Consider the following 24021-nt stretch of genomic DNA (forward strand, 5'->3'; position numbering starts at 1 on the left):
TTAAGTGTATTATTTAATACATCTTCTCTATAATATCTGCGTATTTTTTGATCACTACATTTCTTTTGACTTTCAATGTAGGAGTAATTTCTCCTGTATTGATATCAAATTCCGCCGGCATTAAAGTGAATTTCTTCACTTTTTCATAGTCTGCCAAATGGTCCTGTAATTCTTTAATTTTTTCTTTGTAAAGGTTGATTACCTTTTCATTTTTTACAGCATCTTCCCAGTTGGTAAAAGGAATATTATTTTTCTTAATATAATCCTGTAAAAACTCGAAATTAGGAACAATTAGCGCTGAAACAAACTGTCTTCCTTCCGCAATCAGCATAATCTGCTGAATGAAATTATTATTGGTCAGAAGGTTTTCGATCTGTTGTGGAGCGATGTATTTTCCGTTGGAAGTTTTCATCAGGTCTTTGATTCTGTCTGTAATGATCAGGTTTCCTTTCTCGTCAAACTTTCCTGCATCACCGGTTTTGAACCATCCATCTTCTGTAAATACGTTCTGGGTTTCTTCAGGCTTATTGTAATACCCTTTCATGATTCCGTTTCCTCTGGCCTGGATCTCATCATTTTCTCCGATACGCATTTCAACTCCCGGAAGTGGTTTTCCACTGGTTCCATGTTCAAAATGAGTCAAAGGAAAAAGAGTCAATGTGGCTGTAGTTTCTGTTAATCCATATCCAACGGTTACGTGAATTCCTACTGACTCAAAAAAGCGGGTAACTTCCGGTGACAAAGAGGCTCCACCACAGGGTAAGAACCAAAGTCTGCCGCCCATTTTGTTTTTAATTTTGCTGAAAACCAGCATATCTGCAACAGATTCTTTGAGTTTTAATCCAAAAGGAATCGGTTTTTCATTTCTTCTTAGTTCAGAAGTTTCCCATCCGGTTTTAAGCGCCCAGTCAAAGATTTTTTTCTTTAATGATGAACCTTCTTCCGCTTTTTCCAAAACTCCGGCATATACTTTCTGGAAGAATCTTGGTACGGCACACATGGCTGTAGGTTTTACTTCTTCCAGTGCTTTGGCTACGTTTTTCGGGTCTTCCAGGAAATAAACACGGGCACCTCCGTAAAGACTCAATAAACTCCAGCTTCTTTCAAAAACATGGCTTAAGGGTAAGAATGCCAGTGAAAGCTCTTCTTCAAAATTTTTAAACTTAAAAAATTCGAAATGAGAGTCGAATGCTTTAATAAAATTTCCGTGGGTAAGCATTACTCCTTTTGGGATTCCGGTAGTTCCGGAGGTATAGATCAGTGTGGCTGTATCATCATTTTCTTTCTTACAGATCTCCAGCTTCGGTGAAGCTTTTGCAATAAAATCTTCAAGATAAAAACTGTTGAATTCTTTCTTAATCCACACTGCTTTTTTGGAAACAATAATCGTTTCCAGTTTGTTTTCTTCTTTATGTAAAAACTCAAGACAGGCGTCATACTGCATCTGATTTCCTACTAAAACAACTTTAGCTCCGGAATCGTTAATAATATGTTCTGCCTGCTCAGCATTATTTGTTGAATAGATGGGCACTGTAATAGCACCAATCGCCATTGAAGCCAAATCCGTGATCATCCATTCCGATGAATTGTCTGAATAAATAGCAACCTTGTCATTCTCCTGAACTCCGGATTCTTTTAAAGCATTAGCTGTTTTAAAAATAATTTCACTGAATTTTTTCCAGCTTAGCTCTTTCCAACCAGCATCTTTCTTTTTAAATCCGATCGCTCCTTTTATAGGATGTTTTTCTACATTTTTAAGGATAATTGCCTCTGCAAGATTCATTTCTTCAGCTTTTTGTCGTTAATATAATTATTCAGGTGAAAGTCTATACTTTCTTTTACAGGAATAAACTGATAGTTCAGCTTTTCTTTGACTTTGTGATTGGAAATGGTGTTGAAAGAAGAAATGGCCTCAATATTTGATTTGGTAACCATTTTCAGTTTCGGGATCAGCCATCCGAAAAGGGTGTTGGCTATTCTTCCGATATTTAATACAGATTGTGAAAGAATTCTGGCATCTTTAAGACCAAGACGGGTTCTGACCTGTTTTGCAAGGTCGGCATATCTGTTATTTTCAGAGACAATAATAAAACGTTCTCCAAAAAGATTATTTTCCATTAATCCTATCGCGGTGTTGGCAACATCTCTCACGTCAACATAAGCAGAACCTCCCGAAAAGGTAAAGCTATTGTCTTCAAACGTAGAGAAAAGTTCACCGCTGCTTTGAGTCCAGTTTCCGCTTCCTACAATCATTCCCGGATTGATAATGACAACATTCAAGCCTTCTGCTGAAGCTCTCCATGCTTCCATTTCGGATAAATGCTTGGAAATAGCATACGCTGAGTGTTCCAGTTTCGGATTAAAATCAGATTCTTCATCCAACTCTCCTTTTTCATTGTAATTATCAAGAACAGCAACAGAGCTTACATGGAGAAACTTTTTAACATCTGATCCTTCACAGGCAAACAAAAGATTCTCTGTACCTTTGATATTTGTGCGGTACATTTCTTTTTCATCTTTCGGATGAAAGCTTACTTTTGCAGCACAATGATAGACTTCATCTACGCCTATCAGCGCAGTTTGCAAAGAATCGAGGTCATCAAAATCTACGTTTACCCATTCAATTTTATTGAAAAATTCGTCAGGATTCTCCGTATAAAAGCTGTATGAATGCTTTACTTCGTTTATATTGCTGCCCGGTCTTTTGGAAGCACGTACATATTTCCCCTTCTTAAGAAGTTCCAGTACAATTATTCTTCCCAGAATTCCGGTAGCACCCGTTACAAAAATCATTAATTATTTTCTTGATTGCTGACTAAAATATAACAATATTTTCTATCCGGCAATTTTCAGGTTATTGTAAAAATTCACCCGAAAAACTGCTTTTGCAAATTTGCGATTTTTAAAGCATAATTCAGCTTAATTTAACCAATATTATCATTCTGAAAACAACAAACCGGAAAATTTTAATTATAACAGATTATCAAATGTAAAAGTCCTGAAAGAATTAATAACTTTCAGGACTTTTATGCTTAAAAAAGGTTCTGTTTTTTAAGCTATTACTTCATTATTTCTTCTTGGTGTTTTGTCGCAAAGAACGTCTGCAATGCTTTTGGAAATAAGATTCCCTTCTGTAAGATTATCCAGCCAGAAAAACTCTCCTGCTGCATTGATCTCGATGAAATAATACTCGTCTTCAGGGGAAACAATCATGTCTATCGCTCCGTAATCTACGTTATAGATATCAAGAAGTTCAAGCAGTTTTGCTTCTACATCTGCCGGAAGTTCTGTTCTGTTCCATTTATCAATAAGATTAACTCCATCTTTTCTCCAGTCTATTTTGGCATCTTCAGACTGCTGGGAATCTATTTCGAATGCATAGACGTCTCTTCCCACAATGGTAATACGAAGTTCTTTTTTCTTTTGAATCATTTGCTGAAACTGCATCGGGCAGTACAACAGTGAATCCAGTTCTTCCAGTTTATCTTCGCGGACAACATTGGTAAATACTACATTTTCTACACCGTCTTCATAGATGGCAAAACCGGTTTGCATTTTAGCCACGACATTTTGATGTTTCAGGATAAATTTTCTGGCTTCCTCAGGACTGTTCGTAAGACAGGTTGCAGGAATAGTCAGCCCTAATTTATCCGCGATTTTCAATTGTTCTTCCTTGCTGTCAAGTCTTCTGTAAACACTTGGTTTCCCTAAAGAATATGCGTCTACCGATTCGAAAAAGCCGAAAAGAGTGTTACGAATTTCGCCCATTGCTGCTCCGTAAAACTTAGTCTCTATTTCTTCTTTTAATCCTTTTCCAATATTGTAAGCTCTTCTGTACCAGATGGCTGAAATATCGTCCAAACGGTGTTTTGCTTCAGGCGTTTCAAGATAGCTTATCCATTCTCCATCCTGGAAAATAGTGGACAATTTGTTTTGTAAAGGATAAACATCAACATCAAAACGAATGACTTCACAATTATTTTTTTCAATGTATTCTGTTACTTTTTCAATAGAAAAATTATCTGCGGTATGGGTAATAATTAATATTTTATTCATGGATATTGATTCTTTTGATAAGATTATCGGCAATTCTTTCTGCTATGGGAAACCCCAGTTCTTTCTGTAACATTCCCCATTCTCCCTGTGGATTCACTTCAAGGAAATAGTAGGCTCCGTCTCTTCCTTTGATCATATCAATGGCTCCTATATACAATCCCATTTCCTTCATCATGGAAGTGAGATTGGCTTTTACCGCATCCGGAAGTTCATAAACGGACCAAAAATAGCCATCGCGGGCTACTCTCCAATCTGCATTTTCGCTGTTATTGATCTTTCCTGTGAAAAACTCACCGTCTACATAGACAATTCTCAGCTCATATTCTTTATCAATATAAGGCTGGAAAATCATTGGACAATACGCAATATCAGAAAGGTGTTCTAAGGATTCCTCTTCAATAACAGTAGTGGAAATCATGTTTTCCCCTGACATTGTTTTGGCTGTTACTCCATGAAGTTTTGCAATGGCTTTTCCCTGACAGTATTGATGAAAAAATGTTGTTATCTGCTCTTCATCATTGGAAAAGATCGTTTTGGGAATAGTTAAGTTATTTCTCTGTGCTACTTTTAGCTGAAATATCTTATTTCCGTCAATCTTCTTTTCATTTTCATAAGGATTGATCCAGGGAATATCTTCTAAAGCTGTCAGCAGATTGTATCGAAGGCTTCCATATTCTTTCAGGAAGATTCTTTCATAGTCCTGATCCAATTCTTCAGGAGTACTGATTCTCCAGGCTTTTCTGTGCCACACTCCTTTGATGGTATTGGAATGGATGGTATTTCCCGACTCGTCCGTTAATTCGAATGAGTCTTCATGAATGCTGATTTTCTGAAGATGATTCAGACGGTCAGAATTCAATCTGAAATACGGAATATTTTTGGAGGTCAGATAATCAAAAAAAAGATCGATATTATAAAAATCCTGTGAATGGGTGATGCAGAGAATCATTTGCCGGTTGTATTAAAAAGGGAAACTTAAAGTTTAAGTTTCCCCTATTATTTTTAAAATATTCTACTGTATTTTATAGTGGAATAATAATTGTGTCATCATCACCATCAGATGGATATTTCAGCGTATGCATCATATCATCTTTTGGAGAAGTTACAGTATCTACGGCTGGTTTTGTGATCATATCTCTTTCTGGAATTGAGATGATATCTGTTCCTCCTTTTACTGTTTCAGGATCCTTTACCTGTTTTTCTAAGAATGACGCGAAAAACGGCTTCTTCTTTGAGTTGTTGCTTTTCATAATGTTTTAGTTTTGGTTTGATATATAATTTAGCTTAAGCTATATATTTATTCTACTTCTAAAACATCCTCATCTCCGTCAGAAGGATATTTCATCGTTACATTGTCATTATCAGGTGTTGTAACGCCGTCTTGAAGAGCAGTTGTTATTTGGTCCTTAATTATTGACGTAATCTGATCTGCAAGTTTGGAAGTTGCAGCTCCTCCTTTTACTGTTTCAGGGTCTTTAACCTGTTTTTCCAAGAATGTTGCAAAAAATGGTTTCTTTTTTGAATTTTTGTTTTCCATAAGTTAATATTTTTATTGTTTTGACAATTCCAAAGTACAAAAATTTCAACTCATGGAGAAATAATATCAAGTTTTAATAAAAATTTAACATAATATTGAAAATCAAAGGATAAAATTAATCCAATCCAAGAAACTCCTTGACAACATTTGCAAAATCAATTGGATTTTCGGCCTGTACCCAATGTCCTGCATTTTTTACCGTAACCACCTTAGCTTTAGGGAACTGTTGTTTGATTCCAAATTCATCCTGTGGCAGGATATAATTGGATTTTGCTCCTGCAATGAATAAGGTTTCACCATCAAAAACACCGAATTTAATAGCATTGGAAACAAATTCAGTATATTTTTCTGATAATGTTTTAAGATTGAATCGCCAGCCCAGTTTTTTATTGTCGTCCCAATACAGATTCTTTGTTAGAAACTGTACGGTAGATCTTTCAGGAATATATTGGTTCAAAACTGCTTCTACTTCATTTCTTGAAGATACTGTATCGAAATCAACTGTTTCCAGCGCTTTGATAATTCCCTGGTGGTGAGGTGGATATGCTTTTGGCGAAATATCTACCACAATGAGTTTTTCAACACGTTCAGGATATTTTATAGCAAACTGCATTACTGCTTTTCCTCCTAATGAATGGCCTAAAACGTGTGCTTTCTGAATTCCGTAATGATCCATATAGCGGGCAATATCGTCTGCCAGATCATCGTGGGACATACTATCGGAGTGAAAACTTCTTCCGTGGTTTCTAAGATCAATCAGATGCACCGGAAGATACTCTCCCAGATCCTTTCCGAAACTTCCCCAGTTGTCAAGCATTCCAAATAATCCGTGAAATACAAGAAGCGGCGTATTTGTAAGATTTTCGCCGAATATTTTTGAATTTAAAATTTCCATTTTTTCTTAGAAGTTAGAGGTGAGAAATTAAAAGTTAGATAATATAAATGAATATAGACGAAGTTTTACTTACTTCTAATCTCTAACTTCTGGTTTCTTATTTATTACCATTTTGCCAGTCTCTTCAAATAAGCCTGAACTGTATTTTCCAATCCCATATAAAGTGCTTCAGAAACCAAAGCATGTCCTATGGATACTTCCAAAAGATTCGGAATAGTGTCTGAAAAATATTTCAGGTTTTCTAAACTCAAATCGTGTCCGGCATTGATCCCCAATCCGAATTTATTGGCTTCAACTGCTGTATCGTAATAAGGTTTTATAGCCTGTTCTTTATTGGTAAGGTAATTTTTTGCATAAGCTTCAGTATACAGTTCAATTCTGTCTGCACCTGTTTTAGCCGCATATTCTACCAATTCCGGTAAAGGATCCAGGAAAATGGAAGTACGAATTCCTGCTTTTTTAAATTCTGCGATGATCTCTGTAAGGTAATCCAGGTGTTTTTTTGTATCCCAACCTGCATTGGAAGTAATAGCATCATCAGCATCCGGCACCAACGTTACCTGTTCCGGCTTCACCTCTAAAACCATATCGATAAAGCTATGGTGAGGATTTCCTTCAATATTAAACTCAGTCGTAACCAACGGCTTCAGATCATAGACATCTTTTCTTGTGATATGCCTTTCATCAGGTCTTGGATGGATGGTAATTCCCTGTCCTCCGAATTCCTGGATTTTTACAGCAGCTTCTGTAACACTTGGGGTTTCACCTCCTCTTGCATTTCTTAACGTCGCAATTTTATTAATGTTTACGCTTAGTTTTGTCATTTTTTATTTTAGATGTTAGATATGAAATATTAGAAGCTGGAAGCTTGGGGCTGGAAGTAAATCCAGGCTTTGTACTTCTATTGGTCTTCTACATTCATGATCATTTAAAAATTTAATTTAAAATTTATAGAAAAGGGGGTAAAACTTCCTGCTTCCCTCTTCAATCTTCCTGCTTTATACTTTTACACTTACCTGCATCACCTGAAGCTCAAATTCTTTTGAAGCCACCAATAAATGGTCAAAGATATCAGCCTGTATCTGCTCAAAGCGCTCCCATTTGGAATCATTGGCAAAACAGTACACTTCAAGAGGCAGTCCTTGCGGAGTAATATCCAGCTGACGTACCATTCGGGTTCCGTTTTTATCTATATCCGGATCATTTTCAATATATTTCTGTGCATAATATCTGAAAACTCCAATATTGGTAAGCTGTCTGCCATTTACAATTTTATCATTATGCTCCAGACTTTCTTTTTCTTTTTTGATCTCAGACGTTCTTTCTTCAAGGTAGTCTGAAATTAAATTGATTTCCATTAAACGCTCCACATCTTCGTCCGTCAGAAATTTAAAAGAATTGATATTAAAATAAATTGATTTTTTTATTCTTCTGGTATTAGATTCAGACATTACCTGCATGTTTTTGATCTCAGTTGTCATCAGATCATACGTTGGGATAGTGGAAACCGTTTTATCAAAATTGGTAATTTTGGTAGTTAAAAGATTGATTTCTGTGATATTTCCTTCAATGCTGTATTTGGGAATGCTTACCCAGTCTCCTACTTTTAAATTTTTCGAAGTAGCAACGTGAAGGCCGGTCACAAATCCTAAAATGGTATCTCTGAAAACAAGTACCAAAACCGCTGTAATAGCTCCCAGACTTCCTACAATGGTAGTTCCTTTAATTCCAAAAATTACACAAAGTCCTACGACTGTAAATATGAAAAGACCTAGAATCTTAACCGTTTCTGAAATGGCATTAAGAGCCATAATCTTATAGAAATCCTGTTTGATGCTGAAATAATTCCTGAAAGCAGTCAGTGATCTGTACAACATACCAGCCAACATCAATACCAATCCCAAATTGATACATCGTATGATAAAAATGGTTGTTTTTGGCAGCGCATTTTCCGGAAATATGGATCCCTGAATACCAGCAACAGCAATTAAAGCTGCAAAATGAGCTACAGAGTTGGTGATTTTGGCCTGATAAATAGATTTTAGGATGGGGAATTTCTGTTCATTATGAAATAATTTGAAAACAGAATTGATGATAAACTTAAAGGCAAAGTCAGTGATTAGAAACAGGACAAGAAGTAAGCTTAATTTTACAATAATATGAAAAAACCAGTCCAGCCCGGATGGAGATATCTGGGTAATATAAATGTAAAGCTGTTCGCTCAGCTCCTGTATAAAGTTTTTAGTTTCTTGTAACTGGTCATTCATTACGGCAAATTTATGAAATTAAGAATCATCATTTTACTATTCACAATCAATTTTCATCCCAAAAAAGATTCATGGGAAGATATTTGATAAAAATTTTTAAAGAATTGAATTATAAAATGTCAAATCTTCTACACTCCCAATTATAAGTAAAAAATTAGCTGTCAGTGACAATATCTGTTATTCCACAACTATACCAGCGGAAACATCGGTAAAGCAAGCCCCATTCTGTAATACATCATCCTAAATTTGTAATAAAATTTTATAACTCAGTTCTCAAATTGGCTTTTTATAAGTCCACTTTTTTTATATTGCATCTATATTTTAAAAAAGAATGGATACAACAATTATTAATATTTTCTGTCTTATTCTCTTGTTTATCGGGATATTGGGAACTTTCCTTCCTGTTTTACCCGGGCTTTTACTGAGTATCTGCGGGCTTCTGATTTATAAATTCGGGACAGATGCAGATCTTCCCATGATTTATATCTGGGCATTCGGGATTCTTACAGCAGCTTCCGTAGTTTTAAGCTATGTTATTCCTGCAAAAACCAACAGAAAATATGGCGGTACACGCTGGGGCAGTATTGGTTCTGTGATAGGAACGATTGTGGGAATATTTATTCCAATTCCATTAGGTTTCCTTGTGGGAATGTTTGCAGGTGTATTTATCGGGGAATTACTTCACGACAGCAAGGATATGAATAAGGCTTTACAATCTACCAAAGGAGCACTTATTGGATTCATTTACGGAACCGGATTCAGTTTTGTGGTAGGAGTGGCAATGTTTTTGGTTGTACTACTTAATATGTTTAACGTCATTTAATCAAATATAAGAAACTATGTTCCATAAAGCTATCATACTCAGTCTGGGAATATTTGCATTAACAGGATGTGATGCCCAAAAGAAATCTAAGGATGCTGCAAAAGCATCTGTAGTGAAAACTAATCCAAAAGCTATGAATTCTAATGATCAGAAAGACGGTATTCTATACCTTAGTGAAGGTGAGAATAAGTTTTTGAAAGAATATCAAATGAATGTAACTTTCAAAGGGGTTTCTGAAGACAGCCGCTGTCCTGAAGGAGTCAACTGTATCTGGGCCGGAGTTGCTCTTGCTCAGGTGGAAGTAATGGGAACCGCTACCCGACCCACTATTCTGAACCTGGCAAGTATGGATTTTTCCGGAAGAAATTACCATCAGTCGGCAGAGTTTAACGGCTATACCTTCACATTACAGGATGTTGCTCCCTATCCTAAACAACCGGACGGAACAGCAGCATTAGCAGGAAAATATAAAATCGGAATTACAATAAAAAAAGCAGATAAAGCCACAAATTCTACCACGAAATAGGCTTCTTCCCTTTGGAAATAAGATATTCGTTAATTTTCGAGAAAGGCTTACTTCCAAAAAAACCTCTGTAAACAGAAAATGGAGAAGGGTGCGCCGATTTCAGAATAAAATGTTTAGCCGGATCAATCAGTTCGGCTTTTTTTTGTGCAAAAGCACCCCACAAAACAAATACCACATTCTCTTTTTTGTCTGAGATTTCTTTAATGATAAAGTTGGTAAATTTTTCCCACCCAAGATCTTTATGAGAATTAGGAGAATGAGCACGAACGGTTAAAGTTGCATTCAATAGTAAAACACCCTGTCTACCCCAGTCATCAAGTTCTTTGGAAGTTCTTACAACTCCCAGATCATCTTTTAATTCAATAAAAATATTCTTGAGTGATGGCGGTGCCGCAACCTGTTCGGAAACAGAAAAACACAAACCATTTGCCTGGTAGTCATTATGATAAGGATCCTGACCAATAATTACCACTTCTACATCATCAAAAGCGGTTAGTTCCAATGCTCTGAAAATCTGATTTTTTGGTGGAAAAACTTTCGTTGTTGCATATTCATTCTTCACTTTCTCCCAAAGAGTTGTAAAGTATTCAGTACTCTTTATCGGGGCTAAAATTTCTGTCCAGGTCATACTGCAAAAATAGGAATATTAAAATAAAATAAGAACTCCATTATACTTTAAATATCTTCACTTTTCTTTCAATCAGGATATATGAAAAATAGGACAACAATAACGAAAAAGCTATCAACAGCAGATTATTATGAAGAGAATTATCCACAAGTATAAAGTTCTGATCCCTGACAATATGATGTATAATATACAATGAATATGAGATGTTTCCGAGCAAATAAACAGGCTTGGTTTCCAAAAACATCTGAAGATAATTCTTTTCCTGTGTATACAATTGTCTGATGATCAAAGCTGATAAAAACGGAATAAAGATTAGTCCCCTCGTTGTAAACAACAGTACAAAAGTGATGATAAGTACTGCATAAACTGGCCATTTACCTTTTATTTTGATTCCGGGTAAAACAGCAACTCCAATTCCTAAAAAATAAGAGGCTATTGTTCTTATTAAAGAGTTTACCCCATACGGAATATCCAGATATTTTGATGATCTCCACAAGTTTACAGAATCCGCTGAATGAATATACAAGTCGGGAAAATGAGGAAGAATTAATCTCAAAAAAAGACCTGCAAGAATCAAAATTTCACCGCGGATCTTATACCGGATGATCAGATAAAGCATGAAAGGAAATATAAGATAACACATCCATTCTGTACTCAAAGACCAATAAACGATATTCAACAGACGGTCCGGATTGAAAAAGCACTGCACCAGTCCGGCATTGATAAAAAATGTAAGCCACGAAGTATCCTTTATCAGCAGAACAATAAAAATAATAGATATAAAATATACCGGGTAAATCCTGTTGACTCTTTTCTTATAAAAAGTCTGTATTCTTTTGAATTCAAGATTTTTAAATTTATCCGAATAGGAAACTGTCAGGAGAAAAGCGCTTAATACAAAAAAGATATCTACAGCAAGATATCCTTTCCCTATAATATTTTGAAGAATTTCGTTTTTAAAATCAAAAAAATGAAAAAAAGTTACCCATAATGCCACTACACCTCTAAGTCCTGTTAAAGATTTTATTTCATTTTTCATATATAATTTCAATCGGCAATAAAGATAAAAAAAACCTGCTAGATTTTCTATTTACGATCACTGGACAGTCTTTTCAAACTGAAAATAATATTATCCGGAAAACCTTCATCTTCCTTTCCTTCCTGCAAAATAAAATCATGCTTTACAAGAAGCCCTTTTGAGTTTTCATTAAGTTTATTGGTGATTGCTACAATTTCCTCTAAATCTAATTCGTTAAATCCCAAATCTAAAACCGCTTTCAAAGCTTCAGACATAATTCCTTGTCTGTGATATTCCGGTAACAATTCATAACCAACTTCCGCTGTTTTCCGGTCTTCGGAAAAATTCCAGAGGCAAATAGTTCCGATAAGATTCGGCTGGTCTTTTAAAGAAATTCCCTGGTAAACGGTTTGGTTGTTTTTAGTTTTTTCTTTGATGGTCAAAATAAACTGAAGTGCATCGTAATTATTTTTTGGTGAATTCCTCTGCACAAACTTATTAGTCACTTCATTGCTTCGAATGCGTAAAATATCCTCAATGTGGCTTTCGTTGATGTCTCTCAGTAATAGTCTTTCGGTTTCTAGTTTCATAACTCAAATGTAATAAAAAGAATATCATAAATTTATATCAACGCAAAGGTTATAAAAACCTTTGTTTTTTGAAGTTTAAAAATTTTTAAGAAAAAAATTACTCTAAAATCATCAAATTCAAAGGTAATTTATTCTGTAAATCTCTCAGATATACGTAATAATCAAAATTCTCACTAAATTTGCACTGTGTATATAGATAAAGAAGATTTAGACGAATTAGAGTTTCCGCAATTGCTCGCGGAAATCTCCCCATTTGCGTATTCTCCAAAAACAAGAGAAAAAATTCTTCAACTTCGGCCGATGGAAATTGACGAGGCGGAACTTTCATTAAAAAAAACCTCAGAATATCTGTCGAGTTTTGAAAGTTCAAATGCAATTCCGTTTGATGAATATGAAGATATTGAAAGTGAGCTGAAATTGATGCTGATTGAGAACTACCGACTGGAAAACGCTGCTTTCATCAAAATAAAAACCATCACAGAACAGATCGGAAAACTTCAGAAGTTCTTCCCTACGATGCCGGAAACATTTCCTAATTTATTGGAAGAAGTTTCTGTACTGGAATTCAGAAAAGAGATCATTGATAAGGTAGATAAGGTTTTTAACCGTTTTGGTGAAGTAAAAAGTGAAGCTTCTCCAGCTCTGAAAGGGATCAGAACTGAAATCCAGCTTGCAAAAAAAGCCATTCAGGAAAATTTCAACCGTGCCCTTACCACGTATGGACAGAGTGATTTTTTGGATGATATCCGGGAAACAATTATCGATGACCAGAGGGTTCTGGCTGTAAAATCAGGATTTAAGAAGAGAGTTGCGGGAAGAACGTTAGGAATTTCCAAAACAGGTTCCATTACTTATATTCAGCCGGACAGTGTTGTAAAGCATTATTTCAAACTCCGTGAAAATGAAGAGGAAGAGAAAAAAGAAATTGATAAAGTTCTTCGTAAACTTACGGCAGAGCTCGCAGAGTTTCAACCTCAATTATGGAAATACCAGATTTATATTTTTGACCTTGATCTTACGAGAGCTAAGGCAAAGTTCAGTGAATTGATCGACGGGGTTCTTCCGAAAATTAATCACCACAACACGCTGAGACTAAAAGATGCTTATCATCCTTTATTATGGTTACGAAATAAAATTGAGAACAAGATCATCCATCCACAGACACTTACCTTAACGGATCATAACAGGATTATCTGTATTTCCGGTCCGAATGCCGGTGGAAAATCAATTACTCTGAAAACGGTAGGATTATTACAACTGATGATTCAGAGTGGTATTCTTGTTCCGGTTCACCCAAAGTCTGAAATGTTTTTCTTTGAGAAAATCATGACTGATATCGGTGATAATCAGTCCATTGAAAACCATTTATCAACATATTCATCAAGATTAAAGAAAATGTCCGGAATCATCCGAGAGGCTGATGCCAATACGCTTTTACTGATTGATGAATTTGGTACAGGTTCTGATCCTGAGCTTGGAGGTGCCCTGGCGGAAAGTTTCATGGAATTTTTCTATGACAAAAAGAGTTTCGCCATCATTACGACACACTATACCAACATTAAACTGGTGATAGAACAGCTTCCCAATGCTCAAAATGCAGCCATGCTCTTCAATGAAGAAACATTGGAACCGATGTATAAACTGGAAGTAGGACAGGCAGGAAGCTCATTTACTTTTGAAGTTGCTGAAAAGAACAAGATTCCAAGATTCATTATCCATTCTGCCAAGAAAAAGGTAGAACATGATATTGTCAATCTTGATAAAACGATTGTAAAACTGCAGCAGGAAAAATTTGAGGTAGAAAAATTAAAATCTGATCTTGCAGAAAGAAAAGAGTCTGTAGAAGACAAGCGTGATAACCTTCAGAAACTGAATGACCAGCTTCAGCAGAAATTATTTAATTTCCAGAAACTGTATGAGGAAGAACACCGCAAACTTCAGTTCGGGAATAAGATTGAAGCATTCATCGACAGCTATACCAAAGGAAAATCCAGAAAAGATGTTGTAAAAGATTTCGTAAAGCTTCTTGAACAGGAGAAATTCAGAAAATTAGGAAGTGATAAGGATGAAACAAAACGTCTGCAGGTTGTTAAGAGAAAAATCACTCAACAGCTGAAGAAAGATGATGTGATTGAAAAAATTGCCGAAACCAATGAAAAACTGGAAGAAAAACGTAAAACCGACCGTGCCGTTTGGATGAAAATCGGACAGCGGGTTCGTATTACAGGAAGTACCAGTGTAGGAACTATCGAAAAGATTTCCAGAAACAAGGTAATTGTCAATTACGGAACCTTCAAGACTACGATTGACGCGGATGAACTTGAGAGAATTTAATCCATCAGCAATTATATTAACGCAAATATTAAGAGAGAGCACCGGAAGGTACGCTCTCTCTTTTATTTTAATACCTTCATGAATTCTGTATTTTTTTCTTTCATATAAACGTTTTTAATATATTTGAAATGCATATATACAATGTTGCACAAGCATATGAATTCTTAACATTTTGAATATGGTCAGAAACTTTACTATTCTTTGGATTTTTTATAAAAAGATACTGCTTCCCGCCCTGCCGTTCTCATTGCTCATTTCTTTTCTCCTTCCCTTCAGAGTTGAGACATTTGGTTTAAGTTTTCTTTTAATTGCACCTGCTCTCCATTACTTTATTTATGAATTAAGATTTAAAAACGAATATTATTTTTATGCCCATTCAGGGTTTTCAAGAACTTTTCTTTGGGCAGGAACCCTATTATTAAGTCTTGCTGTAAAAATTATAACATTGTTCTTATGAGTAAACTGCATGTTGATAGTGTAACAAAATCTTTTAGTGAAAGAAAAATTCTGCAGGATATCTATATAGGATGTGAAACAGGACAAATCATGGGATTACTTGGCAGAAATGGAAGCGGAAAATCAACCCTGCTAAAAATTATCTTTGGAATAGAATATGGTGATACTCAGTTTATAAAATATGATAATAAAATTCTGAAAGGCATATCCGATAGAAAAAACAGAATTGCCTACTTATCACAGGATCTTTTTTTACCCAAATATATAAAAATCAAAAATCTGATTCCTCTTTTTTGTAATCAAAAAAATACTGAGTTGCTTTTTACTTCAGAATTTGTAAGACCTTTCCTTGATCAAAAACCTAAAACCCTTTCCAAAGGTGAACAGAGAATTATTGAAACTCTTATGGTCATTTATTCTGAAGCAGACTTTATTTTATTGGACGAGCCATTTCACAGTCTTTCTCCAAAAGTTACTGAAGAATTAAAGAAAAATATCCGTCAGCAATCATCTCATAAAGGATTTATTATTTCTGATCATAACTTTAAAGATGTTCTGGATATTTCTGACTCTATATATCTGCTTTCTGGCGGTCATCTGAAACAAATACAAGATTTAAGTGAACTGCAGCGCTATAATTATCTTCCGAAAAGCATTTAATTTATATATTTGAAGGATTAAAAAATTTTCATGATGACTTTCATAAACAAAGCATTCTATTTATCTGCTTTCAGTATTCTATCTATAGCTTTTGTAAAAGGGCAGAATAAAGTTCCTTTCGGAGTTGTAAAGGCTGAAGAAGGATATGCCAATGTACGGGTTCATAAGGACAACTACAGAAAAATTGTAGACAAGATCCGTATGCGTAAAGGTGATGTATTTGTTTATGTAAAGCCTGCTCCCGGAGAAACAGAGTGGATCTGGATCAAATATCCCGAAAAACAGGATGATGATAAACCTTTTGTACGTTATGAAACTCTTGATAAAGAAGGAATGGTGAATAAAGAACGTATCGCCTATATTGATCAGCTTCCGGCCTATACTCCTTCCAAATCTAAAAACGGAAGATCACTTATTTTCACAGATAATTCTGACCCCAAAATTCCTACTGCTCAAAGAAGCAAAGTAGTCATTGATGTTTACCCTTCCAACGCGGGATACCGTAAAAAGGAAAAAGATGCAGAAGGGAAACTGCTTACCATTGATAAAGTAAAACCATGGGGAATCGGGAATGATCTTCCCGAAGGGATGACTGAAATCAAATCCATCAGGGTACAGCAGCCCGGAAGAGGGTCTGTTTTTGTAAGAGAGGCCATCAAAAATATGTTCCAGCCTACCATGGATTTTGAGAATGTAGGCGTAACCTCCCTGGATAACGACAATATTTTTCTTTATATGATCAACGGTTCAGGAGAAAACAGATATACTACGCTGTGGACCATCAAGAAAGGAAGAGTAATCAGCCAGATTATTTACCATAATCCGGAATAAATTCATTATTTTTGCCCCCGAAAAGTTTTAACGCTTATTCATCATAGAAATTGGTTCTGCATCACTGCAGATTAAAAGGGAACCGTGTGAAAATCACGGACTGTCGCGCAACTGTAAGTAACTGTAATCTTTATCAAAGATCCACTGTGCGAGGCATGGGAAGGAGATAAAAGATGTTACAAGTCAGGAGACCTGCCTATTTCTTAAACAAGTAACTTTCGCGATTTGAAGTTGTATTGATCTGATGGATTGTTTCAGGGATTCTCTTGATTCCTGTTATTGTTCTGTTGTTTTAATATCGTTTTCATTTCGCTTTAATTAATAATGATATATGACTACAGAAGAAAGAATTAAAGCATCCGAAACCAGTATCTTTAAAGCGGTTTTCCCTAACACAACCAATCATTACGATACCCTTTTTGGTGGTACGGCTATGCAGCTGATGGACGAAGTAGCTTTTATTACTGCTACCCGATTTGCAAGAAAAAGAGTGGTAACAGTAAGCAGTGACAAGATAGATTTCAAGAAACCTATTCCTGCCGGAACCATTGTGGAGCTAATCGGGAAAGTTTCCTACGTGGGAAAAACCAGTATGAAAGTAAACGTTGAGATCTATACCGAGCAAATGTATTCCTACGAAAGAGAAAAAGCCATTGTAGGTGATTTTACTTTTGTAGCGATTGACGAATTCAAGAAACCAATCCAGATACTATAAGTAATAAAGAATCGGGCGGCCAGAGGCCGCCCGATTCTTATTGTATTCTTATCAAAGCTATTTTACCACTTTTTCTGTTTCCAGACTTTGGCTCAATAAAAGTTCAAAAGCCTCTCCCATTTCGTCCGATGCTCTACTGATCGCATTTTCAAGCATATTTCGGATTTGCTTTTCTGTCACTCCCGCTTCCGTCCAGCTTTTTCCTGAAGTGTGGGAATTTAAGATAAACGGCATTATTCTATCAATTCCACATGCAAAAATAGCATCTGGCGTTTTCTCATCTTCAAATTCAAGCCATAGATTAAAGAATTCTGTACGTAAAGGCTCATCAAGAATTCCGAAAATCTTTTGAGCAGATGCCTTTTCTCTTTCAAACTTTCCTACCATTGCTTTTTCATCAAAAATAAAAGTATCTCCGGCTTCTATTTCTACAAGATCGTGGATAGAGAGCATTCTTATCACTCTTAATAAATCAATATCTGCGCGGTTTTTAGCATATGGATAAAGGATCTGAGCCAGAATAATAATCTGCCAGGAATGTTCTGCTGTGTTCTCTCTTCGGGAGTCATCTGCATTATAATTTCTTCTCTGTACATTTTTCAAAGCATCCACTGCCAGGATAAAATCTATTTCTTTCTGAATTTTCATTTTACTTTTCTCTATTGTATTGTTCTGATGGATATACCTTGGTTTTGGTTACCCATTTATTATTAATCTTCTCTTTTGTAATCACCTTTACGCGACCTTCTACCGTCATATCTTCTTCTTTTTCCAGAACTTTATCAAGTCCTTTATTCGGAATTACAGCATATTCCGTTGTAAAAATATCACAGCAGCCAGATTTTCCATAGGCTATGAGACGTTTTCGCTTGGCATCAACCTCAAAAATATCAAAAGAGCTGGAAGCAAGATCCGTAAGCTCCTTACTCTTCACAAATGCCATTCTCGTGCTGTTGAATACATATACATCATAAGAAGCAGAGCTATAATTCCCCATATTACCATTTCTTACCGCTATATCTTCTGTCCCGTCAAAATTAAAGTCATCAATGATTATAGGACTGTTTTCGTTCTTTAGCTGAAACATTTTCCCTTGCGTTGGCTTTTCGCCTTCATTAAGATTCAGGACCAGGTCATCAGATACAAAAGTCTGCACCTTTGTGTTTTTATGATCAAACAAATCTACAGTTCCTTTTCCGTTACATCGGCCGTCATAGCAATTATCCACGTGAATGACTGCATCATAGCTCTTCGATGCGTTTTTAACCTCAAACTGATATTGTCCGAAACAGGCAGGCCCCAGCAAAACAAAAGCCGGTAAATGCTTATACTTATTGAATAAATTCATGGTAATAGTAAATGATTTAGGTGTTTTTTTCCTAACAAAAATACGAATCATAACACCGATCTCAAAATTCAAAACTCATTATCTGGAAGATTTAAAACAATTAAAATCCTTTAAATAAGAGAATATTTATTTCTGAGAAGCTGTTTCCCGCTATACGCTCATACTCCTCGCTCCCTGCCAGAATCCAAACCGCTGTGGGGTAACCGCTGCTATCGGGGCTATAATATGAGTAATAAGTAATCGGTAATAAGCAATAATTAATAATGATGATTTTTTGCTCCGTATTTCTTCCAATTTTATTTAAAATGTAGAGATTTTTTAGACATTTTCCTCTCAAATTCATTTTCATAAAAATCCACATATAAAATTATAGAACTGATTACCAGTATTTTATGTTATTTATTTTAAAAATTTCACTACTTTGTATTGCATAATACCATTTTATTTACATATCTTTGTAATGTAAAATTAGAATAGGCTCAGCTAGCTAGGAGCATTTTTCTAAAAATATAACTAATTAACAAAACTTATCAAAGATGAATACCGAAAATACCAAAGCGCAAATGCGAAAAGGAATTCTGGAATTCTGTATTCTAAGTCTCATCAATAATCGCGAAATGTATGTTTCTGATCTTATTGACGAACTGAAAAAAGGAAAACTGGATGTAGTGGAAGGAACCCTCTACCCTCTTCTTACAAGACTTAAAAACGGAGAGTTTCTCTCTTACAGATGGGAAGAATCTACAGGAGGACCACCCAGAAAATATTATCAGATCACAGAAAAAGGAAAACTTTTCCTGGATGAACTTCTAAATACATGGAATGAGCTGACAGCCTCAGTAAACCAAATCACCCAACAAAATTAAAAAACAAAGCTATGAACAAGACACTCTCAATAGGACTCGCAGGTTTTTCTTTTACCATAGAAGAACACGCATATATAAAGCTCAGCGATTACCTGAATGCTCTGAGAAGCTCTCTGGATGCTTCTGAGGCTGATGAAGTAATGCATGACATAGAAATAAGAATGGTGGAGATTTTCAAAGATTCTTTAGGAAAACGTGAAGTAATCAACGATACCGATGTAGAAAAGGTAATCGCACAGATCGGAAGCCCTGAAAAAATCGAAGAACAGGAAGAAGCTTATTTTTCTGAAAAAACATCTGCCAGAAATAACTATTCAGGAACCAACTATACCGATAAAAAACAACTGTTCCGTGATCCGGAAAAACAAAAAGTAGCAGGGGTCTGCGCAGGTTTAGCTCAATATGTAGGAATGGATATTACTACCATGAGAGCAATCTGGCTGGGAATCTTCGTATTAGGAATTTTCACAGCAGCCATCTCATCTTCACTGATCGGTCTTTTATATGTAATCCTTTGGATCGTACTTCCAAAAGCTGAAACAGCAGCAGATTTCCTGAAAATGCAGGGAAAGCCTATGAACTTCGACAATCTTAAGAATGAGTCTAATAAATTGGTGCAGTTTGCCAATGAATCTACTCAGAGGGTCGGAGAAATCTACAACGAAAATAAGCCTTACATCAATAATGCAGGAAGTGGAATCTGGAATATATTCAAGTACATTGTAGGAGGATTCTTCGTATTGATGGCAGTAGGAAGCATTATCGGAGTATTTGTATTATTTGGTCTTTTCGCAATGGATACAGACTTCCCGGGAGCTAATGAAATCAGATTCTACATGGATGATCAGGGACTTGATAAAGTATTGGCAGCCATGATGGTAATCGGAAGTTTAATTCCGGCAATCCTTTTCAGCTTATTAAGCATCAAGATCTTCTCTCCAAAAACAAAACTGAGAAATATCGGATGGGTAATCGGAGGTTTATTCCTTCTTCTGATCGGATTGGGAACTTACTTCGGAATCAGCATGGCTAAGAAAAACATGATCTATAGAGGAAGCAAAGAAGATGTAGAGAATGTTGCCATCAACACGACTTCAGATACAGTATATGTAGATGTAAAACAGATCAATATTCCTCAAAATTTCAAAGCTTACGACAATGATATTTATTCTGATAAAAGATCTGTTTACGAAGAAGATTATATCTCAGTAGATGTAACAAGAAAGCCAGATATTAAAACACCTTATCTGATCATCAAAAAAGAAGGAAAAGGATATAATTTCCCAATTCAGATGACTGTGCCTGTGGAAATAGTAAACAACAAAGTATTGCTTCCAAACTACATCAAATATCCATATGATCACAGATTCAGAGATTACAGCCTGAATTATGAGCTTGTAGTTCCACAGAAAACAGTTGTTATCCCTATGAAAAAAGATGGTATCCATATAGATGGAGATTTAGACGGAGATGGCATCAATGACGAAGATCAGGACAGAGATGAAGACCACAACGGTGTTAGAATTGAAAAAAACAAAATCACGGTAAACGGTTCCAGTATCGAATACAACTCGGATGATAAAGACAGTATCATTGTAAACGGTAAAAAAGTTCCGAACAACCAGGCAAAGAAAGTAATTGATTCTGCAGTGTCCAATATCAAAAAATCAAATAAAGATATGGACATCAAAATCAAAGACGGAAAAAACGAAATTTCCATACAAACTAAATAATTAACTTCAGAGAGTGGTAGAAGGTGTGAGTGGATGGCAACCGTTTGAAATTCACACCCTTCTTCTCTCAGAAAACTGAAAATAAAGCCTTATTTAGTTTCTTATGTGAAAAAAAAGGTTTAATTTCGTAGAGCAAAAATTTAATAACCAACCAACCAAAAACACATCCTTATCATGATACAATTTGCAATGGAATTCGTAATGAAAATCGTAGATTTAATTAGCGGTTTGTTTTAAGAGCGATAATATTTCAATATATTTGTAAAGTATAACCAAAGTTTGGTTATACTTTTTTGTTTTTAATCCAAGAAATCTATGAAAAAGCTGATAGGCAAAGCAATGTTAAAAATATTAGGCTGGAAAGTCGTTCTGCAGGGCGATGTCAACAACCTGAACAGGTGTATCCTTGTGGTAGCACCTCATACCCATAATATGGAGTACATTTTAGGAAATTTCGCCTATTGGTCACTGGAAAAACCTTTGAAAATCATCATTAAAGATGCTCATACCAAAGCATGGTACGGAAGCCTTGTAAAAGGTCTCGGAGGTATTGGTATCGACAGAAGCCAGAAAAATGATCTCGTAAATTTTGTAGCCAACCAGTTTTCAAAAGAAGACTTCAGCCTTGTCATTACTCCGGAAGGAACAAGAAGCTGGGTTCCGAAATGGAGAAAAGGGTTCTATCACATGGCACTCGCTGCAAAAGTTCCTATTGTACTGGCAGCAGGTGATTTCAAAAGAAATATTGTTTATCTGGGGTATACGATCCCCTACGAAAGAATAGCTTCCGTTCCTTTTTCAGAAATCATGCAGGAAATTCAGGACTATTATATAAAAAATGATATTACCCCTAAAGTTCCGGAAAACTGGAATCCTAATATTATGGGAACAGAGCTAGAAGCTAGAGGCTAAATTAATCATCATTTATCAATTATAAAAAAATGAAAGGTCAGACAAAAGAAGAAATATTAGCATTCATCAATAACTGGGGAGACGTAACTCTTGCGAAAACCCTTGAAATAAAATTCATAGATATTGATCTCGAAAATGAAACCCTTACCGCAACAATGCCTGTTCTTCCAAGAACTCATCAGCCGTTTGGGATTATGCATGGAGGAGCAAGCTGTGTTCTGGCTGAAACGTTGGGGTCAAGCCTGTCTAATATCTTTATTGATGGTGAAAAGTATTACGGGGTGGGAACCAATATCAATTCTAACCACTTAAGAAGCAAAAAAGACGGAATTGTAACTGCTACAGCACGATTTATCAGAAAAGGAAAAACAATGCATGTTTCTGAAATTGAAATCCGTGATGAAAAAGGTATTTTGATTAATCATACGACAATGACGAATAATATCATCAACAGATAAGTTACAACAACATAAAAAATCAGGAGCTTAAAGTAAATTTGAGCTCTTTTTATTTTGACATCTTTAAGACTAATAATACCTTTGTAGAAAGGAAAATTACATCCGGAATTTCCTGTCTATTTCCGGTAGGTGATTTTCAAAATCCCTTCATAACTAATGATTTATTTCAAATTTCCTTTCGACGAAAGATTACTGTCTGCAGATGAAAAAAACACAAAAAATGCAGTCACCTTTTTTTCTTACAACAGCTTACATCAAATCAGCTTCAATGGAGATATTTTTGAAATAGATCCGTCTGAGTTCACCCATACTTCGATTACCAGTGAAACACTGAATGACGACCCTACAAATTCTTCCGCAGAAACTAAAGAAGAATACAGCAAAACCTTACAGCAGGTTATTGAAGTCATTAAAGAAAACAAACTCCCGAAGCTTGTTTACTCAAGAAGGAAGATCTTTACAGATTTTAATACGATCAATTACAGAGAGAGTTTTAATAATTTATGCAAATCTTATCCCAATGCTTTCAGGTATTTGTTTAATGACGGTCAGAATGCCTGGATGGGAGCTTTCTCCGAAGTTTTAGGAAAGTTTAATAAAACAACGCATAAGTTTGAAACCATGGCTCTTGCAGGAACTCTTCCCGTATCTGAAGAATGGTCTGAAAAAGAAATAGAAGAACAAAAACCAGTCACTACTTACATTCAGGATATTCTCAAAAATTATTCTGACGATGTAGAACAATCGGAAACATACGATCATATTTCAGGAAATATAAAACATTTACGCACAGATTTTAAAACGAATATTAAAGCAGAAGACCTTGACAAGCTAATTCAGGATCTTCATCCTACCCCTGCTGTTTGTGGCATTCCGAAAGATTTTTGCAACGAGAGTATCCGTAAGTATGAGAAATTCCCCCGTGAATTCTATGCCGGATATATTAAAGTAGAAACTGAAGAGAGCATTCTGTATTTTGTAAATCTACGTTGTGCAAGGCTTTATAAAGATTCTGTACATGTTTTCGTGGGAGGTGGAATAACAGCTCAAAGCAATCCTGAAAAAGAATGGAGAGAAACGGAACTGAAATCTGAAGCGATATTGAAAAATCTGGTTGTTTCTTAGATATATTGTTTTTACTTATTAATTAAACCACAGATTGTGCAGATTTTCACAGATGTTTGCGTATAATTTCTTTGCTGAGTGAAACGCCCTTGCGAGCGATTTCAATGCTAATTATAAAACTTTGTGAACATTGCGTTGTAAAATAGGTTTTGGCTAAAGCCAATAGAAATTCATCCCTTATTTTAAACGGACTAAAGCCCGTTCCTATTGAATAGGAAAACCAATATTGCATTTAATGACAGC

General features: G+C 35.6%; 25 protein-coding genes and 1 riboswitch. Of the genes, 11 read left to right on the forward strand and 14 right to left on the reverse strand.

Annotated features, from left to right (window positions below):
• Positions 1 to 13 precede the first annotated feature (13 nt).
• The 9 genes from LKL37_RS21570 to LKL37_RS21610 all read right to left on the reverse strand — a co-directional run bounded on the left by LKL37_RS21570 (position 14) and on the right by LKL37_RS21610 (position 8755).
• A complete protein-coding gene (locus tag LKL37_RS21570; RefSeq protein ID WP_431612461.1) occupies positions 14 to 1783 on the reverse strand; it encodes an AMP-dependent synthetase/ligase in 1770 nt (589 codons plus the stop codon).
• Positions 1780 to 2793: an NAD-dependent epimerase/dehydratase family protein gene (locus LKL37_RS21575; RefSeq protein WP_431612462.1), complete on the reverse strand. Its 1014-nt coding sequence runs from the start codon at positions 2791 to 2793 to the stop codon at positions 1780 to 1782. Before LKL37_RS21575 ends, LKL37_RS21570 begins: the two co-directional genes overlap by 4 nt.
• A gap of 258 nt (positions 2794 to 3051) precedes the next feature.
• On the reverse strand, positions 3052 to 4056 hold the full coding sequence (locus LKL37_RS21580; protein WP_431612463.1) for an MvdD family ATP-grasp ribosomal peptide maturase: 1005 nt from the start codon (positions 4054 to 4056) through the stop codon (positions 3052 to 3054).
• Positions 4049 to 5005 carry an MvdC family ATP-grasp ribosomal peptide maturase gene (locus tag LKL37_RS21585; protein ID WP_431612464.1) on the reverse strand — a complete coding sequence of 319 codons (957 nt, stop codon included), beginning with the start codon at positions 5003 to 5005 and terminating at the stop codon, positions 4049 to 4051. The genes LKL37_RS21580 and LKL37_RS21585 overlap by 8 nt, the downstream gene beginning before the upstream one ends.
• A gap of 73 nt (positions 5006 to 5078) precedes the next feature.
• Entirely contained in the window at positions 5079 to 5306 is a 228-nt protein-coding gene (locus LKL37_RS21590) for a microviridin/marinostatin family tricyclic proteinase inhibitor (protein ID WP_089690182.1), read from the reverse strand.
• A gap of 47 nt (positions 5307 to 5353) precedes the next feature.
• Positions 5354 to 5593 (reverse strand): microviridin/marinostatin family tricyclic proteinase inhibitor, encoded by a 240-nt coding sequence (locus LKL37_RS21595; protein ID WP_105703281.1) that lies wholly within the window; start codon positions 5591 to 5593, stop codon positions 5354 to 5356.
• Positions 5594 to 5708: 115 nt separating this feature from the next.
• Positions 5709 to 6488: an alpha/beta fold hydrolase gene (locus LKL37_RS21600; RefSeq protein ID WP_431612465.1), complete on the reverse strand. Its 780-nt coding sequence runs from the start codon at positions 6486 to 6488 to the stop codon at positions 5709 to 5711.
• Between the two features lie 104 nt (positions 6489 to 6592).
• On the reverse strand, positions 6593 to 7312 hold the full coding sequence (locus tag LKL37_RS21605; RefSeq protein WP_431612466.1) for a pyridoxine 5'-phosphate synthase: 720 nt from the start codon (positions 7310 to 7312) through the stop codon (positions 6593 to 6595).
• Positions 7313 to 7486: 174 nt separating this feature from the next.
• Complete coding sequence (locus LKL37_RS21610) at positions 7487 to 8755, reverse strand: mechanosensitive ion channel family protein (RefSeq protein WP_431612467.1); 1269 nt, start codon at positions 8753 to 8755, stop codon at positions 7487 to 7489.
• 331 nt (positions 8756 to 9086) lie between these two features.
• Here LKL37_RS21610 and LKL37_RS21615 point away from each other — a divergent pair, with 331 nt between their 5' ends.
• On the forward strand, positions 9087 to 9578 hold the full coding sequence (locus LKL37_RS21615; RefSeq protein ID WP_149833114.1) for a DUF456 domain-containing protein: 492 nt from the start codon (positions 9087 to 9089) through the stop codon (positions 9576 to 9578).
• Positions 9579 to 9594: 16 nt separating this feature from the next.
• Positions 9595 to 10104 (forward strand): hypothetical protein, encoded by a 510-nt coding sequence (locus LKL37_RS21620; RefSeq protein ID WP_431612468.1) that lies wholly within the window; start codon positions 9595 to 9597, stop codon positions 10102 to 10104.
• On the opposite strand, the gene LKL37_RS21625 is transcribed toward LKL37_RS21620, so the two are convergent.
• From LKL37_RS21625 to LKL37_RS21635, 3 genes are read right to left on the reverse strand one after another with little or no spacing between them, the layout of a single operon-like run.
• Complete coding sequence (locus LKL37_RS21625; RefSeq protein ID WP_431612469.1) at positions 10091 to 10732, reverse strand: uracil-DNA glycosylase; 642 nt, start codon at positions 10730 to 10732, stop codon at positions 10091 to 10093. The genes LKL37_RS21620 and LKL37_RS21625 overlap by 14 nt on opposite strands.
• Positions 10733 to 10772: 40 nt before the next feature.
• Positions 10773 to 11771 carry an acyltransferase family protein gene (locus tag LKL37_RS21630; protein WP_431612470.1) on the reverse strand — a complete coding sequence of 333 codons (999 nt, stop codon included), beginning with the start codon at positions 11769 to 11771 and terminating at the stop codon, positions 10773 to 10775.
• A 47-nt stretch (positions 11772 to 11818) separates the two neighbouring features.
• Positions 11819 to 12340, reverse strand: a complete 522-nt coding sequence (locus tag LKL37_RS21635) for a GNAT family N-acetyltransferase (RefSeq protein WP_431612471.1) — start codon at positions 12338 to 12340, stop codon at positions 11819 to 11821.
• Between the two features lie 186 nt (positions 12341 to 12526).
• Here LKL37_RS21635 and LKL37_RS21640 point away from each other — a divergent pair, with 186 nt between their 5' ends.
• From LKL37_RS21640 to LKL37_RS21655, 4 genes are all read left to right on the forward strand, one after another.
• Positions 12527 to 14674 (forward strand): endonuclease MutS2, encoded by a 2148-nt coding sequence (locus LKL37_RS21640; RefSeq protein WP_431612472.1) that lies wholly within the window; start codon positions 12527 to 12529, stop codon positions 14672 to 14674.
• A gap of 453 nt (positions 14675 to 15127) precedes the next feature.
• Positions 15128 to 15790: an ATP-binding cassette domain-containing protein gene (locus LKL37_RS21645; protein WP_431612473.1), complete on the forward strand. Its 663-nt coding sequence runs from the start codon at positions 15128 to 15130 to the stop codon at positions 15788 to 15790.
• Between the two features lie 30 nt (positions 15791 to 15820).
• Positions 15821 to 16621 carry a hypothetical protein gene (locus LKL37_RS21650; RefSeq protein ID WP_431612474.1) on the forward strand — a complete coding sequence of 267 codons (801 nt, stop codon included), beginning with the start codon at positions 15821 to 15823 and terminating at the stop codon, positions 16619 to 16621.
• A 34-nt stretch (positions 16622 to 16655) separates the two neighbouring features.
• A riboswitch (cobalamin riboswitch) is annotated at positions 16656 to 16835 on the forward strand.
• A 117-nt stretch (positions 16836 to 16952) separates the two neighbouring features.
• Positions 16953 to 17336, forward strand: coding sequence for an acyl-CoA thioesterase (locus LKL37_RS21655; protein ID WP_105703267.1), 384 nt, complete (start codon positions 16953 to 16955; stop codon positions 17334 to 17336).
• A 57-nt stretch (positions 17337 to 17393) separates the two neighbouring features.
• Here the strand turns inward: LKL37_RS21655 and LKL37_RS21660 are convergent, their stop codons facing one another.
• Together LKL37_RS21660 and LKL37_RS21665 are read right to left on the reverse strand one after the other, a co-directional pair.
• Positions 17394 to 17984 carry an HD domain-containing protein gene (locus LKL37_RS21660; protein ID WP_431612475.1) on the reverse strand — a complete coding sequence of 197 codons (591 nt, stop codon included), beginning with the start codon at positions 17982 to 17984 and terminating at the stop codon, positions 17394 to 17396.
• 1 nt (position 17985) lies between these two features.
• A complete protein-coding gene (locus tag LKL37_RS21665; RefSeq protein WP_431612476.1) occupies positions 17986 to 18684 on the reverse strand; it encodes an XAC2610-related protein in 699 nt (232 codons plus the stop codon).
• A gap of 536 nt (positions 18685 to 19220) precedes the next feature.
• On the opposite strand from LKL37_RS21665, the gene LKL37_RS21670 reads away from it, so the two are divergent.
• The 5 genes from LKL37_RS21670 to LKL37_RS21690 all read left to right on the forward strand — a co-directional run bounded on the left by LKL37_RS21670 (position 19221) and on the right by LKL37_RS21690 (position 23778).
• Positions 19221 to 19550, forward strand: a complete 330-nt coding sequence (locus LKL37_RS21670) for a PadR family transcriptional regulator (protein WP_002977573.1) — start codon at positions 19221 to 19223, stop codon at positions 19548 to 19550.
• 11 nt (positions 19551 to 19561) lie between these two features.
• Entirely contained in the window at positions 19562 to 21283 is a 1722-nt protein-coding gene (locus LKL37_RS21675) for a PspC domain-containing protein (RefSeq protein ID WP_431612477.1), read from the forward strand.
• 315 nt (positions 21284 to 21598) lie between these two features.
• The gene (locus LKL37_RS21680; protein ID WP_431612478.1) at positions 21599 to 22195 is read left to right on the forward strand and encodes a 1-acyl-sn-glycerol-3-phosphate acyltransferase; all 597 of its coding nucleotides are present in this window, start codon (positions 21599 to 21601) and stop codon (positions 22193 to 22195) included.
• A 29-nt stretch (positions 22196 to 22224) separates the two neighbouring features.
• Entirely contained in the window at positions 22225 to 22653 is a 429-nt protein-coding gene (locus tag LKL37_RS21685; protein ID WP_079242705.1) for a PaaI family thioesterase, read from the forward strand.
• Between the two features lie 156 nt (positions 22654 to 22809).
• The gene (locus LKL37_RS21690; protein ID WP_431612479.1) at positions 22810 to 23778 is read left to right on the forward strand and encodes a chorismate-binding protein; all 969 of its coding nucleotides are present in this window, start codon (positions 22810 to 22812) and stop codon (positions 23776 to 23778) included.
• Positions 23779 to 24021 lie beyond the last annotated feature (243 nt).

The organism is Chryseobacterium sp. 'Rf worker isolate 10', from assembly GCF_050753305.1.
Classification (GTDB): Bacteria; Bacteroidota; Bacteroidia; order Flavobacteriales; family Weeksellaceae; genus Chryseobacterium.

Excerpts from the sequence above, each read along its gene's own strand:
- LKL37_RS21645 (WP_431612473.1), top strand. The coding sequence starts at position 15,128 with ATGAGTAAACTGCATGTTGATAGTGTAACAAAATCTTTTAGTGAAAGA.
- LKL37_RS21585 (WP_431612464.1), bottom strand. The coding sequence starts at position 5,005 with ATGATTCTCTGCATCACCCATTCACAGGATTTTTATAATATCGATCTT.
- LKL37_RS21610 (WP_431612467.1), bottom strand. The coding sequence starts at position 8,755 with ATGAATGACCAGTTACAAGAAACTAAAAACTTTATACAGGAGCTGAGC.
- LKL37_RS21590 (WP_089690182.1), bottom strand. The coding sequence starts at position 5,306 with ATGAAAAGCAACAACTCAAAGAAGAAGCCGTTTTTCGCGTCATTCTTA.
- LKL37_RS21600 (WP_431612465.1), bottom strand. The coding sequence starts at position 6,488 with ATGGAAATTTTAAATTCAAAAATATTCGGCGAAAATCTTACAAATACG.
- LKL37_RS21670 (WP_002977573.1), top strand. The coding sequence starts at position 19,221 with ATGAATACCGAAAATACCAAAGCGCAAATGCGAAAAGGAATTCTGGAA.
- LKL37_RS21685 (WP_079242705.1), top strand. The coding sequence starts at position 22,225 with ATGAAAGGTCAGACAAAAGAAGAAATATTAGCATTCATCAATAACTGG.
- LKL37_RS21625 (WP_431612469.1), bottom strand. The coding sequence starts at position 10,732 with ATGACCTGGACAGAAATTTTAGCCCCGATAAAGAGTACTGAATACTTT.
- LKL37_RS21680 (WP_431612478.1), top strand. The coding sequence starts at position 21,599 with ATGAAAAAGCTGATAGGCAAAGCAATGTTAAAAATATTAGGCTGGAAA.
- LKL37_RS21605 (WP_431612466.1), bottom strand. The coding sequence starts at position 7,312 with ATGACAAAACTAAGCGTAAACATTAATAAAATTGCGACGTTAAGAAAT.
- LKL37_RS21675 (WP_431612477.1), top strand. The coding sequence starts at position 19,562 with ATGAACAAGACACTCTCAATAGGACTCGCAGGTTTTTCTTTTACCATA.
- LKL37_RS21570 (WP_431612461.1), bottom strand. The coding sequence starts at position 1,783 with ATGAATCTTGCAGAGGCAATTATCCTTAAAAATGTAGAAAAACATCCT.
- LKL37_RS21650 (WP_431612474.1), top strand. The coding sequence starts at position 15,821 with ATGATGACTTTCATAAACAAAGCATTCTATTTATCTGCTTTCAGTATT.
- LKL37_RS21660 (WP_431612475.1), bottom strand. The coding sequence starts at position 17,984 with ATGAAAATTCAGAAAGAAATAGATTTTATCCTGGCAGTGGATGCTTTG.
- LKL37_RS21630 (WP_431612470.1), bottom strand. The coding sequence starts at position 11,771 with ATGAAAAATGAAATAAAATCTTTAACAGGACTTAGAGGTGTAGTGGCA.
- LKL37_RS21690 (WP_431612479.1), top strand. The coding sequence starts at position 22,810 with ATGATTTATTTCAAATTTCCTTTCGACGAAAGATTACTGTCTGCAGAT.
- LKL37_RS21620 (WP_431612468.1), top strand. The coding sequence starts at position 9,595 with ATGTTCCATAAAGCTATCATACTCAGTCTGGGAATATTTGCATTAACA.
- LKL37_RS21595 (WP_105703281.1), bottom strand. The coding sequence starts at position 5,593 with ATGGAAAACAAAAATTCAAAAAAGAAACCATTTTTTGCAACATTCTTG.
- LKL37_RS21580 (WP_431612463.1), bottom strand. The coding sequence starts at position 4,056 with ATGAATAAAATATTAATTATTACCCATACCGCAGATAATTTTTCTATT.
- LKL37_RS21575 (WP_431612462.1), bottom strand. The coding sequence starts at position 2,793 with ATGATTTTTGTAACGGGTGCTACCGGAATTCTGGGAAGAATAATTGTA.
- LKL37_RS21615 (WP_149833114.1), top strand. The coding sequence starts at position 9,087 with ATGGATACAACAATTATTAATATTTTCTGTCTTATTCTCTTGTTTATC.
- LKL37_RS21665 (WP_431612476.1), bottom strand. The coding sequence starts at position 18,684 with ATGAATTTATTCAATAAGTATAAGCATTTACCGGCTTTTGTTTTGCTG.
- LKL37_RS21635 (WP_431612471.1), bottom strand. The coding sequence starts at position 12,340 with ATGAAACTAGAAACCGAAAGACTATTACTGAGAGACATCAACGAAAGC.
- LKL37_RS21655 (WP_105703267.1), top strand. The coding sequence starts at position 16,953 with ATGACTACAGAAGAAAGAATTAAAGCATCCGAAACCAGTATCTTTAAA.